Source organism: uncultured Roseobacter sp., assembly GCF_947492555.1.
Taxonomy (GTDB): Bacteria; Pseudomonadota; Alphaproteobacteria; order Rhodobacterales; family Rhodobacteraceae; genus Roseobacter.
Window position 1 is genome coordinate 218,437 of record NZ_CANLNE010000002.1, and the last position, 13,409, is coordinate 231,845.

Annotated in this window: 14 protein-coding genes; 4 read left to right on the forward strand and 10 right to left on the reverse strand. The window is 60.8% G+C overall.

Features of this window, described 5'->3' with window-relative positions:
* The first annotated feature begins 7 nt into the window (after positions 1–7).
* Together Q1A07_RS08090 and Q1A07_RS08095 are read left to right on the forward strand one after the other, a co-directional pair.
* Entirely contained in the window at positions 8–628 is a 621-nt protein-coding gene (locus Q1A07_RS08090; protein WP_299779608.1) for a glutathione S-transferase family protein, read from the forward strand.
* The gene (locus tag Q1A07_RS08095) at positions 625–1,686 is read left to right on the forward strand and encodes a saccharopine dehydrogenase (RefSeq protein WP_299779610.1); all 1,062 of its coding nucleotides are present in this window, start codon (positions 625–627) and stop codon (positions 1,684–1,686) included. The genes Q1A07_RS08090 and Q1A07_RS08095 overlap by 4 nt, the downstream gene beginning before the upstream one ends.
* Here the strand turns inward: Q1A07_RS08095 and Q1A07_RS08100 are convergent.
* The 5 genes from Q1A07_RS08100 to Q1A07_RS08120 are packed head-to-tail and all read right to left on the reverse strand — an operon-like array spanning position 1,683 to position 6,294.
* Complete coding sequence (locus tag Q1A07_RS08100) at positions 1,683–2,414, reverse strand: SDR family NAD(P)-dependent oxidoreductase (protein ID WP_299779612.1); 732 nt, start codon at positions 2,412–2,414, stop codon at positions 1,683–1,685. The two genes, Q1A07_RS08095 and Q1A07_RS08100, sit on opposite strands and share 4 nt — an antisense overlap.
* Entirely contained in the window at positions 2,411–2,974 is a 564-nt protein-coding gene (locus tag Q1A07_RS08105; protein ID WP_299779614.1) for a DUF3833 domain-containing protein, read from the reverse strand. The genes Q1A07_RS08100 and Q1A07_RS08105 overlap by 4 nt, the downstream gene beginning before the upstream one ends.
* Before the next feature lie 4 nt (positions 2,975–2,978).
* The gene (locus tag Q1A07_RS08110; RefSeq protein ID WP_299779616.1) at positions 2,979–4,214 is read right to left on the reverse strand and encodes an MFS transporter; all 1,236 of its coding nucleotides are present in this window, start codon (positions 4,212–4,214) and stop codon (positions 2,979–2,981) included.
* The gene (locus Q1A07_RS08115) at positions 4,211–4,969 is read right to left on the reverse strand and encodes a DUF1365 domain-containing protein (RefSeq protein ID WP_299779618.1); all 759 of its coding nucleotides are present in this window, start codon (positions 4,967–4,969) and stop codon (positions 4,211–4,213) included. Before Q1A07_RS08115 ends, Q1A07_RS08110 begins: the two co-directional genes overlap by 4 nt.
* The gene (locus Q1A07_RS08120; RefSeq protein WP_299781370.1) at positions 4,966–6,294 is read right to left on the reverse strand and encodes an FAD-dependent oxidoreductase; all 1,329 of its coding nucleotides are present in this window, start codon (positions 6,292–6,294) and stop codon (positions 4,966–4,968) included. The genes Q1A07_RS08115 and Q1A07_RS08120 overlap by 4 nt, the downstream gene beginning before the upstream one ends.
* Positions 6,295–6,549: 255 nt before the next feature.
* Between Q1A07_RS08120 and Q1A07_RS08125 the strand changes: the two genes are divergently transcribed.
* Positions 6,550–7,074, forward strand: a complete 525-nt coding sequence (locus Q1A07_RS08125; protein WP_299781372.1) for a sigma-70 family RNA polymerase sigma factor — start codon at positions 6,550–6,552, stop codon at positions 7,072–7,074.
* An 8-nt stretch (positions 7,075–7,082) separates the two neighbouring features.
* On the forward strand, positions 7,083–7,745 hold the full coding sequence (locus Q1A07_RS08130; RefSeq protein WP_299779620.1) for a ChrR family anti-sigma-E factor: 663 nt from the start codon (positions 7,083–7,085) through the stop codon (positions 7,743–7,745).
* Between the two features lie 87 nt (positions 7,746–7,832).
* Here the strand turns inward: Q1A07_RS08130 and Q1A07_RS08135 are convergent, their stop codons facing one another.
* The 5 genes from Q1A07_RS08135 to Q1A07_RS08155 form a co-directional block, all read right to left on the reverse strand.
* Positions 7,833–8,927, reverse strand: coding sequence for a mandelate racemase/muconate lactonizing enzyme family protein (locus Q1A07_RS08135; protein WP_299779622.1), 1,095 nt, complete (start codon positions 8,925–8,927; stop codon positions 7,833–7,835).
* A 4-nt stretch (positions 8,928–8,931) separates the two neighbouring features.
* Positions 8,932–9,882 carry a 2-hydroxyacid dehydrogenase gene (locus Q1A07_RS08140; RefSeq protein WP_299779624.1) on the reverse strand — a complete coding sequence of 317 codons (951 nt, stop codon included), beginning with the start codon at positions 9,880–9,882 and terminating at the stop codon, positions 8,932–8,934.
* Positions 9,883–10,731 (reverse strand): fumarylacetoacetate hydrolase family protein, encoded by an 849-nt coding sequence (locus Q1A07_RS08145; protein WP_299779626.1) that lies wholly within the window; start codon positions 10,729–10,731, stop codon positions 9,883–9,885.
* Between the two features lie 101 nt (positions 10,732–10,832).
* Positions 10,833–12,644, reverse strand: coding sequence for an IlvD/Edd family dehydratase (locus tag Q1A07_RS08150; RefSeq protein ID WP_299779628.1), 1,812 nt, complete (start codon positions 12,642–12,644; stop codon positions 10,833–10,835).
* The gene (locus tag Q1A07_RS08155) at positions 12,641–13,402 is read right to left on the reverse strand and encodes an SDR family oxidoreductase (protein WP_299779629.1); all 762 of its coding nucleotides are present in this window, start codon (positions 13,400–13,402) and stop codon (positions 12,641–12,643) included. The genes Q1A07_RS08150 and Q1A07_RS08155 overlap by 4 nt, the downstream gene beginning before the upstream one ends.
* Between the last annotated feature and the right edge of the window lie 7 nt (positions 13,403–13,409).

The following is a 13,409-nucleotide window of genomic DNA, read 5'->3' on the forward strand; positions in this document are numbered from 1 at the left end:
GGATATCATGATGCGTCTTTATTACGCCCCGCGGACGATTTCGATTGCTGTGGCCATCGCCCTGGAAGAAGCAGGGCTGTCCTATGAGCCGGTGCTTGTGGATTTCCAGTCCGGGGAGCAGAAAAAGCCCGAGTATCTGGCGCTGAACCCCAAGGGCCGCGTTCCGACGCTGGAGACCGATGCGGGGGCGTTACTGACCGAAACGGGCGCCTTGCTGGACTATGTCGCGGCCCTTGCACCGGGGGCCAATCTGGTGCCAGCAGACCCCGAGCGGGCCGCCCAGATGCGCAGCGTGATCCATTTCCTCGCAGCGACGATGCATGTGAACCACGCGCATATGCGCCGCGGCGACAGATGGGCAACGCAGCAATCAAGCTTTGACGACATGGCGGCCAAAGTGCCCGAAACCATGACCGACTGTGCGCGCTACTTCACCAGCGACTGCCTTGAAGGCGACTATGTGCTGGGGGACAGATTCTCCATCGCCGATCCACATGCCTACATGCTGTGCAGCTGGCTCGAACGGGATAACGTGTCCCTGGATGACTTCCCCGAGATCAAGGCCTATCTGGCGCGTATGGCAGCGCGCCCATCGATCCAGGCGGTCACCGCCAAGGGCATGCTATGAGCCAGCTGCATCTTTGGGTCCGGGCAGAACAGCGCAACAATGAGACCCGTGTTGGACTGACGCCGAAAGGGGCCGCCTCCCTTTTGGCGACGGGTATGAAGGTCAGCGTCGAACACTCTCCCACGCGTGTCATCTCGGATGCGGCCTACGCCGACGCAGGGTGCCAGATGGAACGCCCTCACAGCTGGCCCGACGCGCCCGGGGACGCGATTATCTTTGGCCTCAAGGAACTGCCCGAGGACGGCACGCCGCTGCGTCACCGCCACATCATGTTCGGGCACGCCTTCAAGGGGCAGCCTGCCGGGTTGCGCCTGCTGCAGCGTTTCAAGGCGGGCGGTGGCACCTTGCTGGACCTCGAATACCTGCTGGATGACGAAGGGCGCCGGGTGGCGGCCTTTGGCTATTGGGCCGGGTATGCCGGGGCGGCAGTGGCGCTGAAGTGCTGGGCTGCTCAGCAATCCGGCAACATTGCGGGTCCGATCACGGCGTATGACAGCTCCACCCACTTGCTGTCCAAATTGCAGGCTGATCTGGTTGCAACGGGCAGCCACCGACCCAATGCCCTGATCATCGGCGCATTGGGGCGCGTCGGCAAGGGCGTTGCCGATCTCTGCACGGCCATGGGTGTGGCGACCACCAGGTGGGACATGGCGGAAACTACTTCGGGCGGTCCCTTCCCCCAGGTGCTGGCGCATGAGCTGTTTTTCAACTGTGTGCTGGCACGTCCCGGCACGCCGGTCTTCGTGCCGTCAGATGCGCCAACCCGCCCGCGCAAGCTCAGCGTAATTGGCGATATCGCCTGTGACCCGGACAGCGATTTTTCCCCGATCAAGGTCTACGACAGGACGACAACCTGGGACGCGCCCGCCCTGCGTGTGCATGCCGAACCGATGCTCGATGTAACCGCCATCGACAACTTGCCATCAATGCTGCCGCTGGAGAGCAGCGAGGACTACGCTGAACAGCTCCTGCCGGTGCTGGCCCAGCTTGGGACACCGGACGCAGCCGTCTGGACCCGCGCCGCACAGACCTTTCAGGAACACGCCGCGCGTCTTTAGGAAAAAATCCGGAAATACAGCCAATCCGGCAGCAACTGGCTGCCCCGGAACACCAGCGAAAAAAGACGCGGGAAGCTCAGCTTGAACCGGTCGCTGTTCATATGTTTGAACATGTATTCCGCAGCCTCTTCTGGCGTCATCAAGAAGGGCATCTTGAAATCGTTCTTGTCGGTCAGCTGCGTCTTGATAAAGCCGGGATTGGCCACCTGCACCTGCACGCCAGTCTGGCGCAGATCGGCATACATACACTCCGCCAGCGACATGGTCCCGGCCTTGGAGGCGGTGTACCCAATGGACCCCGGCAAACCGCGAAAACCGCTGAGACTGCCGGTGATCACGATGTGGCCCGCATCCCGGCGCACCATGCCCGGCACGACGGCGCCCATGACACGCACCAACCCGGTGAAGTTGATATCCGCCATGGCGGTCGCCTGATCGGCATTCCATTCCTGTGCGGGAAAGGGCCAGTAGACCCCGGCCAGAAAAACGACGCCATCGACCGGGCCAATTGCTTCTGCTGCCGCCTTCACACTTTGATCATCAGCAACATCCACCGTCTGGTAGCTGCCGTCCGACGGCAGCGCCTCGACCAATGCCTTTAACTTGTCCTCTGACCGGGAGGAGACGATCACATGGGCGCCTGCCGCGCTCAGACGGGTGGCCAGTGCAGCTCCAAGACCGTCCCCGGCCCCCACCAGCCAATACCGTTTTCCGTTCCAGTTTTTCATGTGATGTCCTTTGGCCGCATGGTGGCGACCAGTTCGGCAACCTTGATCCCGAACTTGCGAAACTGGGACCGGTTCATGATCGTGCCGTTTGGCGTCAGGTACATCCAGTCGACGGTGTTCAATACGTGCCCACCGGACCCTTCGGGCAATCTGATCCGGTATCTCAACTGCACCGTCGGTCCGAGTTGCTGACCGGACCCCTCCCCCACCACATCGTCGGCCTGTGCACAGATCTTGCCGTGAGCGTCGATCTGCAAATGCCACTCGCGGTCCTGAACGCTGCCATCGTCGTAGACAAAATGCTCTTTCATCGAGCCGGAGTTGCCCTCCCACGTGGCATCGAAATCTGCAACAAACCGGCTGCTGACCCGCCCTGTCGGGCCGTAAATGACGCCTTCGCAGAGGAGCGGGCCATTGAGATGCTTGCGGATGTCAAAGTCCGGTGTGCCGTCTTCGTAGTCTTCCGATTTTTGCGCTGCAAATCCGACGATGCGTTTGCAGAGCCAAAGGGCCACCAGAGCGGCCACGGCACCGAAGGCCAAAAACATCCACTCAGTCATGGTCTCAGACCTCGCTCAGATCGGTGATGGCCAGCAAGGCGATGGAGATCACCTTGAGACCGCAGGGAACGGCAGCATAGAGGATCGCCAGCAAGGCCAGCGTCTCTGGGGTGTTCTGCGCCGCGCTACCGCTTTGAAACCCCGCCCGCTCCAGCATCGGCAACAGGGTGACGGCGGCAAAGGCCAGTGTGAGTTTCGACACGAAGGACCAAAGCCCGAACCCTTCCGCTGCGGAGGGCGAAATCCGCGCCATCCGGTTGGCAAAAATGGCGGGCATCAGCGTGAGGTCAGCCCCCAGCGTCGCCCCGGACATCACACAAATGATCGCGAAAAACACCCAGTCGCCAGGGCCCAGCGTCAGTGTCAGCCCAAAGGCGCAGATTGCGAGGATCATGGCGACGATCAATACGTCTTTTGGGCCAAATCGCTCGGCCATCGCGCCCCAGAACGGCGCGGCAGCAGCGGCCGACAGGAAGAACACGAGGAGAAGCGGCCCTTCGAAGCCCGGGGCGTCCAGTTTGCTTTCGACAAAGAACAAAAACAGGGTTGAGCTGACGGCGACGGGAGCCGCGTTTACCAGCGCGATCAGCAACAGGCGGCGCGCCAGTTTGTCCTTCAGAACCACGCCGAAGCCGGTGGACGCCGCAAGGCCAGCCGTGCTCCATTCCGACCGCATCGCCAAAGCGGCGATCACGGCGAGGACGGCGAAACCCATGGCAAACCACGCAAAGGGCGCGGCAAAGACCGATGCCAAAGCAACGGGTGCCACCGCCGCGACACAAACGCCCAGCAGCGCGCCGCTCTCGCGCCAGCGCGCCAGCCGGAAGTGGCCCTGGCCGGACATGCGCGTGCCTTTCATCACCCCCTGGGCGTAAAAGTTGATGGTCAGAAAGCTGAAGGCGGAAAACACCAGTGTCAGCGTAAGGCCGAACCAGACCAGCGGTGGCAAAACTGGCGGAATGGCAAAAAGGCCGACCATTGCCAGGGCGATCACGGCGCAGCCTGCGGCGACCGCGATAGCCCGCTGATCCCGCAGCTTTTCCGCCAGCTTGCCCAGCAGCGGATCCTGCACCACGTCCAGCAGCCGAAGGCCAAAGAGGACAGCCCCGAGGGCTGCCAGCGACACGCCGTATTCATCCACGTAAAATTTTGGTGCGTGGATATAGATAGGCAGGCCAGCGGCTGCCAAAAGCGCCGCGAAAAGGGAATAGGCCGGTAATCGCTCGCTTTCCTGCGTCACCGTGAGACCTCTTTCTCAGGTGGCATCGGACGGGCCCGGTACCGCGCCCCCTTGGCCCAGAGTTTGAGTGCCTGCCAATGGATCAAGGCAAGGACACGACGTGCGCCCAGTGGCCGAAGAAGGGCGGACCGCAGGATGGCCCGATTGGTCAGCGGCTTGCGTTTGCCGGTCAGCGTGGCAATCAATCCGCCGTTGCCTCGTGTGTAGTCGATCCAGATGCCGATCCGCGCGTCGTTGATGTCGAAGCGGAAGCTATACCCGCCCTCGATGGGCTGAAACGGTGAGACGTGGAAAATCTTTTGCGCCTTGAGCGTGTCGCTGGGCTCAATCGGACGCAGATTGGGGTGGTGGCATAGATAGCTGTGGCGATCGCCAAAAGTATTGCTGACCTCGGCAATCACCGTGATCAACGCGCCATCGTCACGGCGGCAGAGCCAAAAGCTGACCGGGTTGAACACATGTCCCAGCATGCGCGGCTGCGCGAGCAGTTCGATCTGTGCCACGCCGGTGATCTGATGCTGTTCCAGCACCTCGCGCACCCAAAGTGCACCCCGACCCGCTTTGGGCGGGCCGCCATGGTCGCTGTCATGCAGCGAGGTCAGCGCCGATCCGTTGCGCGCAAAAAGGCGCGGGCAGCGTACCTGTGCTTCGGCATCCAGCAGGATGTAATCCACGGAATAGCGAAAGGCATTCTCAATGGCACCTTTGCGACCGTGAAACGTCAGGCCCGAGATATGATCGACCCGGGCGGTCATTCGGCTGCAACCCGCTCGCGGTGTACCATGCGCAGGCTGCGCACCACGTCCACGGCGCTGGACAATCCGTCTTCGTGAAAACCGTTTTTCATCCAGGCACCACAGAACCAAGTGTTCGCCGTCCCGTTGAAAGTCCTGATGTCCTTTTGGGCCTCAAGTGCTGCCAGATCATACACCGGATGGCGCAGGGTCACGGCGTCATAGATCAGCTCTTCGCGGATCTGGCGTTTGGTGTTGAGGGTGACGAAATGCGGGTCATCCTGCGGAATGGGCTGCAAAGAGTTCATCCAGTAGGTGAGGTCGATCCGGTCGGATTGGGCGTCCTTGTCTTCGGTGTAGACCCAGCTGGCCCAGGTCTTGCGGTTTTTCGGCATGATGTCCGTGTCCGCGTGCAGAACGATGTCGTTCGGCTGGTAGGCAATGGCGCCCAACGCTTTCTTCTCTTGCGGAGTCGGGTCACCAATCATCCGCAGCGTGTCATCCGAGTGAGTGGCGAAAATCACGTGGTCGAAAACCTCAGGGGCGCCGCCAAAGGGGTGCAGGATCACATGGCCGGCCCCACGGGTCACAGATTTTATCGGCGCGCCAAGCCGGATGTCAGTGCCTGCGCCTTCCAACGCCGCCGCCAGACGGCTGACATATTGGGCGGATCCGCCGTCAACCGTGTACCACTGATGCTGTCCGTGCACGCCTAGCAGTGCGTGGTTCTTGAAGAACTCGATCATGGCATAGGCGGGAAAATCCATGATCTTTTCTGTCGGCGTCGACCAGATCGCCCCCGAAAGCGGCAGTAGGTAGTAATCGCGGAACCAGCTGCCGGTCCCAAGCTTGTCGAGAAAGGCGCCGAGGCTCAGGCTGCGATCCTCCGCGATGCTGACCGCGTGTTTGTTGAACCGCAATATATCACGCACCATGGCCAGAAAAGCAGGGGTGACCGCGTTCCTGCGCTGCGCAAAGAGGGCGTCGAGCGAGGTCAGCGCATATTCCAGACGCCCGCCGTCGATGGACGCCCCAAAGCTCATGTTCGACTCCACAACCGGCACGTTCAACTGCTCAAACAGGGCCGTCATGTAGGGATAGTTTGCGCGGTTGAAGACGATGAAACCGGTGTCCACAGGCTGGTCACCACGTTTGCCCGCCATCACCGTCCGGGCATGGCCACCCAGCCGCGGCTCCGCCTCGAACAGGGTAACGTGACTGTCCTTGCCCAGCATAAAGGACGCACCCATCCCCGAGATACCGCCGCCAATGACGGCGACTTTTCGAGTTTTCCTGGGAATGTCAAAGGGAGCAAAGGTGCCTTCGGTCAGGGCTTCAAAGGGCATAAAGGACGTGTCCGGTCTTTCTGGTTGCAGTGCCATGTATACGGCGTGTTGGATAAAATGGATGCATTGCATTAAAAACAAAGTTTTTTTGATCTAATTCTGCATGCGCAGCGTAATCTGAGCATGTTAGCGGGTGTAGAACCAGATGTAATAGACGCAAGAGCACGATCGATGGGCACGCCATCGGCGGCACCTGCGGTATCGATGAAGAAGGCTGGGCAAAGAAAAGTGACTGCAACGACCGGACCTGCGCGGATGCTTTGGGTGGAGCATGTGGCCCGTATCCGTGACGATCAGGATACGCAGGCGTTTGCCGAGTTGTTTGCCCATTTCGCCCCCCGGGTGAAGGGCTTTTTGATGAAGTCCGGCGCGGATGCCTCCCTCGCAGAGGAATGTGCCCAGGACGTGATGGCGACGCTTTGGCACAAGTCGCATCAGTTCGACCCCGCCCGGGCTTCCGTGGCGACGTGGATTTTCACCATTGCGCGGAACCGGCGCATTGACCTTATCCGCCGGCAACGGCGACCGGAACCGGAGGACCTGACGTGGGGCCCCGAAGAAGAACCAGATCAGGAAGATGTCCTGACACTGCAACAGGAAACCGAAATTCTCGGTGCGGCGCTGGCAGAGTTACCGGATGCGCAGCGGGAATTGATTGAAAAGGCGTATTTCGGGGATCTGACCCACAGCGAAATCGCCGCCGAAACCGGTCTGCCCCTGGGCACGATCAAATCGAGAATTCGACTGGCGCTGGACCGTCTGCGCCACGCAATGAAGTGAAATGTAAGATGACCGAGACAATCAAACATCACCTGAATGACGCCATCCTGATGGCCTATGCCGCGGGATCGTTACCCGAGGCCTTCAACCTAATGGTGGCCTCTCACCTGTCGCTCTGTGACAGCTGTCGGGCGCAGGCCGAGAGCTTTGACGCTCTGGGCGGTGAAGTATTGGACCAGATGCGCAGAGACGACGTGGCCGACCTTCAGCCGGAAAGTCTTGAGGCGACGCTGGCGCTGATCCTCGGAGGCCCCGTGGACAAACCGCATGCAGCCGAGACCGATGCCTGCGGCGTGCTGCCCAAGCCGCTGCGCGACTACGTAGGCGGGGATCTGGAAGCGATCCGTTGGAAACCGGTGGGCATGGGGGTCAAACAGGCCATCTTGCCGACGTCAAAGGATGCCTCTGCGCGGTTGCTCTTTATCCCTGCCGGCACCGCGATGCCGGATCACGGACACCACGGAACAGAGATGACCATGGTGCTGAAGGGCGCGTTTCAAGATGACGACGATTACTTCGCCCGTGGCGATGTGGAGATTGCGGACAGCGACATGCATCACACGCCCGTGGCGGACATTCACGAGGATTGCATCTGTCTGGCCGTGGCCGACGCACCGTTGCAGTTCGACCGGCTGATCCCGAAGATTGCGCAGCGGTTTCTGCAGATCTGATCCTTGTCGTCCCGTGCAAGCGGCGGGATTTGCATATTTTCAGAACAATGAAGGGTGGTCGGACAGGTTGTTCCGGCACCCTTCGGGTCAGAGCACCACTTCGAATGGTGCAAGCTGCGGCCAGTCGAAGACAACCCCCACCCCGGGATCATCAGGGGCCACCGCTCGGTGGTCCTTTATGACAAGGGGGCGTGTTGTGTAGCGGTCAATCGGGAAGCTGTGCACTTCGATCCAGCCGCCGTGTGGTTGCGACGATACCAGGCTGACATGCAGTTCCTGCATGCCGTGGCTGCACACTGGAACACCTGCTTCCCGCGCCAATTCAGAGACCTGCAACCACCCGGTGATTCCACCGCAGTTCGACGCGTCAGGTTGGATAAACCCCAGTTCACCCTGCGCCAGCGCCATCTCGAATTCATGGATCGTGTGCAGGTTCTCTCCCTGTGCTACGGCCATGCCCGTCGCCCACGTAATCTCAGCGTAGCCTGCGTAGTTATCCGGGATAATCGGCTCTTCGAACCACAGGATGTTCTGATCCTTCACGGCAGTTGCCAGCGAGATCGCCTGCGGCACCGTCATCGAATAATTCGCGTCGATCATGAAGGCAGCATCCGGCCCGATCTGCTGGCGTACCGCGCGGATGCGGTCCACATCCTCGGCTTCGGTGGGTTGCCCGATCTTGATCTTCACTCCGTTCAGTCCGGCATCGATGTAGCTTTGCACATGGTCCAGTAGTTTGGGCAGCGGGTAAGCCAGATCAATGCCGCCACCATAGGCTTTGCAGGTCTTGCCCGCACCGCCCGCCATTTGCCAGAGCGGCTGACCCGCTGCCTGACAGCGCAGGTCCCAGAGGGCGATGTCCACCGCCGAGATTGCAAAGCTCAGAATGCCACCACGCCCAACGTAATGCATATGCCACTGCATCGCATCATAAAGTGCTTCGACGTCCGTGGCCTCCTGTCCCACCAGAAAGGGTGCCAGATCGTGGGAAATCAGAGCCGCGGTGGCATGCCCGCCGCGACCACCATTATACGTATACCCCGTGCCACTGCGACCATCCTTCAGCGTCACTGTCGCCGTGATCAGGTGAAAGTGGCTGTGAGAGCCATGTTTGGCATCCACCAGCACTTCATCTAGCGGGACATTGAAGAGCCGGGCCGTGACCGAGGCGATCTGGCTCATGGACTTACATATCCGCGCATTCCGGGACCGGGCTGATAACCGTGCCATCCTGCAGGTGCTGCAGCAGGTTATCCACCGTCAGCGCCCCCATGGCGGCTCGGGTCTCCAGCGTGGCGCTGCCCACATGGGGCAACAGAACGACGTTTTTGAGTTTGCGCAGCGCTTCGGGCACATGCGGCTCCGCTTCGAACACATCCAGCCCCGCCCAGCCAAGACGCCCGTCCTGCAAGGCTGCGATCATCGCCTCTTCGTCCACGACCGTTCCCCGGCTTACGTTGATCAACGTGCCCTGCGGTCCCAGCGCATCGAGCACCTCGCGGTTGACGATCTTGTTGGTCGCAGGCCCACCGGGGGTGATGCAGATGAGCGTGTCCACATCCCGCGCCATGTCGACAAGTTTAGGGTAATACTTGTAGTCCACCTCTTTCTGGCTACGTGAGTGATAGACAATCCTGGTGCCCCAGGGTGCCAGTTTGTCCGCAATCGCCTGACCAATCCGGCCAAGGCCAAGAATGCCCACAGTCTGGTTGTCTGCCGACCGTGTCAGCGCCGAATTGCCCTCGGTCTCCCAGCGTCCAGACCGCACATAGGCATCGTCGCGCAGCACTTCGCGGTAGCAGGCCAGCATCAGCAGAACAGCCGTGGTGCCAACCTCCGCATTCAGCACGTTGGGCGTATGGGTCACCACAACGCCCCTGGCTCTTGCTGCGCTGGTGTCAATGGCATCATAGCCCACACCGTAACAACTGATGGCTTTCAGGTTCGGCATCGCCGCCATGAAGTCGGGCTTTACCCCGTCGTGGCCATTGGTCGCCACATATTCGATGCCGTTGCCATTTGCTGCCAGCCACGCCTGCGGATCATCCATATCCTTTGCCCGGTGGATGGTGAACTTCTCACCAAGGCGCTCCAGCATGACATCTGTCGCACTGCCGATCATGAAAAGCTCAGCCATTCACGCATCCTCCGTCACGGTTTGGCGCTGTGCACCCAGACCTTCGATGGTCAATTCCATAACGTCCCCCTGCTTGAGATAGACGGGGTCCGGTTTGATGCCCATGCCGACACCCGGCGGTGTACCGGTGGTAATCACATCCCCCGGATGCAGTGTCATGAGAGAGGACAGATGTTCGATGATCTCCGCCACGGTGAAGATCATTGTAGCGGTATTGCCGGTCTGCATCCGCTTGCCATTCACATTGAGGCTCATGGCGAGGGTCTGCGGGTCCGGCACCTCATCGCGCGTCACCAGCCACGGCCCTGTTGGTCCAAAGGTGTCGCAAGATTTGCCCTTGGTCCATTGGCCCGTGAGCTGCGTCTGAAAATGCCGCTCGCTCACATCATTCACAACGCAGTAGCCTGCAACGTGTTCGAGGGCACTTTCCTTACTCACGTATTTGGCCGTCGTGCCGATCACCACACCCAACTCGACCTCCCAATCGGTGTGGGTTGAGCCGCGCGGCATGCTGACATCATCGTAGGGCCCGACAATGGCGGAGTTGGCTTTGAAAAAGAGGATCGGATGCGCGGGAATGTCCGCACCCGTCTCCGCCGCGTGATCGGAGTAGTTCAACCCGATGCACAGGAACTTTCCGATATTGCCGACGCAGGCCCCGATGCGCGGGTCGCCTTCGACGACAGGTAAGCTGGCGGGATCAATTCCGCGCAACTTTTCAACCCCGGCATCCGACAAGACGTCTCCTGCAATGTCGGCAACATGCGCCGACAAATCGCGCAGGGTCCCCTCGGCATCCAGCATCCCGGGCTTCTCCGCGCCCCTCTCCCCATATCGCACAAGTTTCACGTTTCTTGGTCCTTCTCAGTTTGCGGGTAAGGTGGGCTTTCAGGCCACCGCTCCTCGTCGCCGCGCCGAAGGCCGGCTCGGTGATTGTCGCGCCCAGAGCGCTAGTGGTTGTCGCGCGGCATGAACCGGCGGGAAATGTCCTGATATTTGTCCGCATCCTCAAGGATCATGCCCTCGTCGAACCGGCCCACCTTCTCGCGGAAATACTGCTGCCAGGGCGACTGGCTCTCGGGCGCGTCATAGCCGCCCGCTGCTTCGAAAGCGCGCGCCCGTTCAGCAAGTTCATCCAGCGGCACCAGCATATCGGCGGTGCATGTGTTCAGATCAATCCGCACCCGGTCGCCGTTTTTCAGCAGCGCGAGACCGCCACCGGCCGCCGCCTCGGGCGACGCGTTCAGAATTGACGGACTGCCGGACGTCCCAGACTGCCGTCCGTCGCCCACGCAGGGAAGTGCTTCGACGCCCTTCTTCAGCAAATACGACGGCGGCCGCATGTTCACGACTTCGGCGCCACCGGGGTAGCCCTTGGGCCCCGCCCCGCGCATGAAGAGCACACAATCCTCGTCAATGTTCTCCGCCGGGTCATCGATCCGATGATGAAAATCCTCCGGTCCGTCAAACACCACCGCGCGGCCCTCGAAGGCGTTGAGATCCTCCGCATTCGACAGATACTTCGCGCGGAATGCCTTGCTGATCACGCTGGTCTTCATAATCGCGCTGTCAAAAAGATTGCCGGTCAGGTTGATGAAACCGGCCTGCTCTTTCAACGGTTCGGACACCGGCTTGATCACCTTGGTATCTTCGCTGCGCAGATGGCCACAGTTCTCGGCCATCGTCTTGCCGTTGGCCGTCACCACTCCGGGATGCGGCAGCAGCCCCGCCGCGATCAGTTCCCCCACCACTGCGGGCACCCCGCCTGCATGTTGATAGTCCTCGCCCAAATACTCGCCCGCAGGCTGCAAATTGACCAACAGAGGAATGTCATGACCGACCTTCTGCCAGTCGTTGTTGTCGAGCGGCACGCCAAGATGTCGCGCGATGCCATTGAGGTGGATGGGTGCATTGGTCGACCCACCAATCGCAGAATTGATCACGATGGTGTTCTCGAACGCCTCACGCGTCATGATGTCGGAAGGGCGCAAGTCCTCCCAAACCATATCCACGATCCGACGACCCGTCTCGTAACTGATCTGCCCGCGCTCACGATAGGGCGCGGGGATCGCCGCTGAGCCCGGCAGCTGCATACCCAGGGCTTCGGCCAGCGAATTCATTGTCGTCGCTGTGCCCATCGTATTGCAATAGCCGACCGATGGGGCCGAAGAGGCCACCAGTTCCATGAACCCGTCATCATCGATCTCTCCGGCGGCCAGCATCTCGCGCGCTTTCCACACAATGGTGCCCGAGCCCGTGCGCTCGCCCCGGAACCAGCCGTTCAGCATCGGCCCAACCGACAGCGCAATCGCCGGGATATTCACCGTCGCCGCCGCCATCAGCAGCGCGGGCGTGGTCTTGTCACAGCCGATGTTCAGCACCACCCCGTCCAGCGGATAGCCAAAGAGCGTCTCGACCAGCGACAGATACGCCAGGTTCCGGTCCAGCATCGCGGTGGGTCGTTTGCCGGTCTCCTGAATAGGGTGCACCGGCACCTCGATGCAGGTGCCCCCGGCGGCGATGATCCCGTCCCGCACCCGCTTGGTCAGCTCCAGATGGTGGCGATTGCAGGGGGAGAGGTCACTGCCCGTCTGCGCGATCCCGATGATCGGTTTGCCCGATTGCAGCTCTTCCCGCGTCAGCCCGTAATTCAGATACCGCTCCAGATAGAGCGCCGTCATCTCCGGATTGTCCGGGTTCATGAACCACTTGCGCGACCGCAGGTCTTCTATTCCGATTTTCTTGGTCCCAGAATCTGTCACTGTCCTGACCAGCCTCCGTCAATGATATGGGGATGCCCCGTTGTAAATGCGCTCTCGTCGCTCGCCAGATAAACGACCAGCGCCGCGATCTCCTCCGCCGTGGCCACGCGGCCCATGGGTTGGCGCGACACGAACTGCGTCATCGCCTCGTCCTTGCTGCCCAATTGCTTGCCCAAAGCATCCACGCGGTCATGCCAACTCGGGCTCTCCACCGTGCCCGGACAGATCGCGTTGCAGCGGATACCCTTGGATACGTAGTCCACCGCCACCGATTTCGTCAGCCCGATCACCGCCGCCTTCGTGGTGCCATAAATGAAGCGGTTCGGCGCGCCGATCACGCTTGAGCAGGCCGAGGACATGTTGATGATCGATCCACCCCCGCGTTCCAGCATCCCCGGCAGGGCGGCACGGATTGTGCGCAGCATCGACCGCACGTTCAGATCAAAGGCAAAGTCCCATTCGTCATCGGTTGCATCCAGCACAGACCCATGATGCACAAAGCCCGCGCAGTTGAACAGAACGTCCGGCTGCGCCCGCGCCACCCCGGCGGAGACACTCTCATCGCTGCGGGCGTCAAGTTCGAAAATTTCGATATTTTCGTGATTCGCCTCCCGAATCGTGGAAAGCGCGTCCATGTTGATGTCGGTGGCAAAGACCTGCGCACCTTCTGCCGCCATGGCCAAAGCACTTGCACGCCCGATCCCCTGACCAGCCGCTGTTACCAACGCCCGCTTTCCCTTAAGCCGTTGCCCTGTCATAAAAAAG

What these genes read in the sequence shown, in the direction of transcription:
- Q1A07_RS08090 (WP_299779608.1), top strand. Translation starts at nt 8, where the DNA reads ATGATGCGTCTTTATTACGCCCCGCGGACGATTTCGATTGCTGTGGCC.
- Q1A07_RS08095 (WP_299779610.1), top strand. Translation starts at nt 625, where the DNA reads ATGAGCCAGCTGCATCTTTGGGTCCGGGCAGAACAGCGCAACAATGAG.
- Q1A07_RS08100 (WP_299779612.1), bottom strand. Translation starts at nt 2,414, where the DNA reads ATGAAAAACTGGAACGGAAAACGGTATTGGCTGGTGGGGGCCGGGGAC.
- Q1A07_RS08105 (WP_299779614.1), bottom strand. Translation starts at nt 2,974, where the DNA reads ATGACTGAGTGGATGTTTTTGGCCTTCGGTGCCGTGGCCGCTCTGGTG.
- Q1A07_RS08115 (WP_299779618.1), bottom strand. Translation starts at nt 4,969, where the DNA reads ATGACCGCCCGGGTCGATCATATCTCGGGCCTGACGTTTCACGGTCGC.
- Q1A07_RS08120 (WP_299781370.1), bottom strand. Translation starts at nt 6,294, where the DNA reads ATGCCCTTTGAAGCCCTGACCGAAGGCACCTTTGCTCCCTTTGACATT.
- Q1A07_RS08125 (WP_299781372.1), top strand. Translation starts at nt 6,550, where the DNA reads ATGCTTTGGGTGGAGCATGTGGCCCGTATCCGTGACGATCAGGATACG.
- Q1A07_RS08130 (WP_299779620.1), top strand. Translation starts at nt 7,083, where the DNA reads ATGACCGAGACAATCAAACATCACCTGAATGACGCCATCCTGATGGCC.
- Q1A07_RS08135 (WP_299779622.1), bottom strand. Translation starts at nt 8,927, where the DNA reads ATGAGCCAGATCGCCTCGGTCACGGCCCGGCTCTTCAATGTCCCGCTA.
- Q1A07_RS08140 (WP_299779624.1), bottom strand. Translation starts at nt 9,882, where the DNA reads ATGGCTGAGCTTTTCATGATCGGCAGTGCGACAGATGTCATGCTGGAG.
- Q1A07_RS08155 (WP_299779629.1), bottom strand. Translation starts at nt 13,402, where the DNA reads ATGACAGGGCAACGGCTTAAGGGAAAGCGGGCGTTGGTAACAGCGGCT.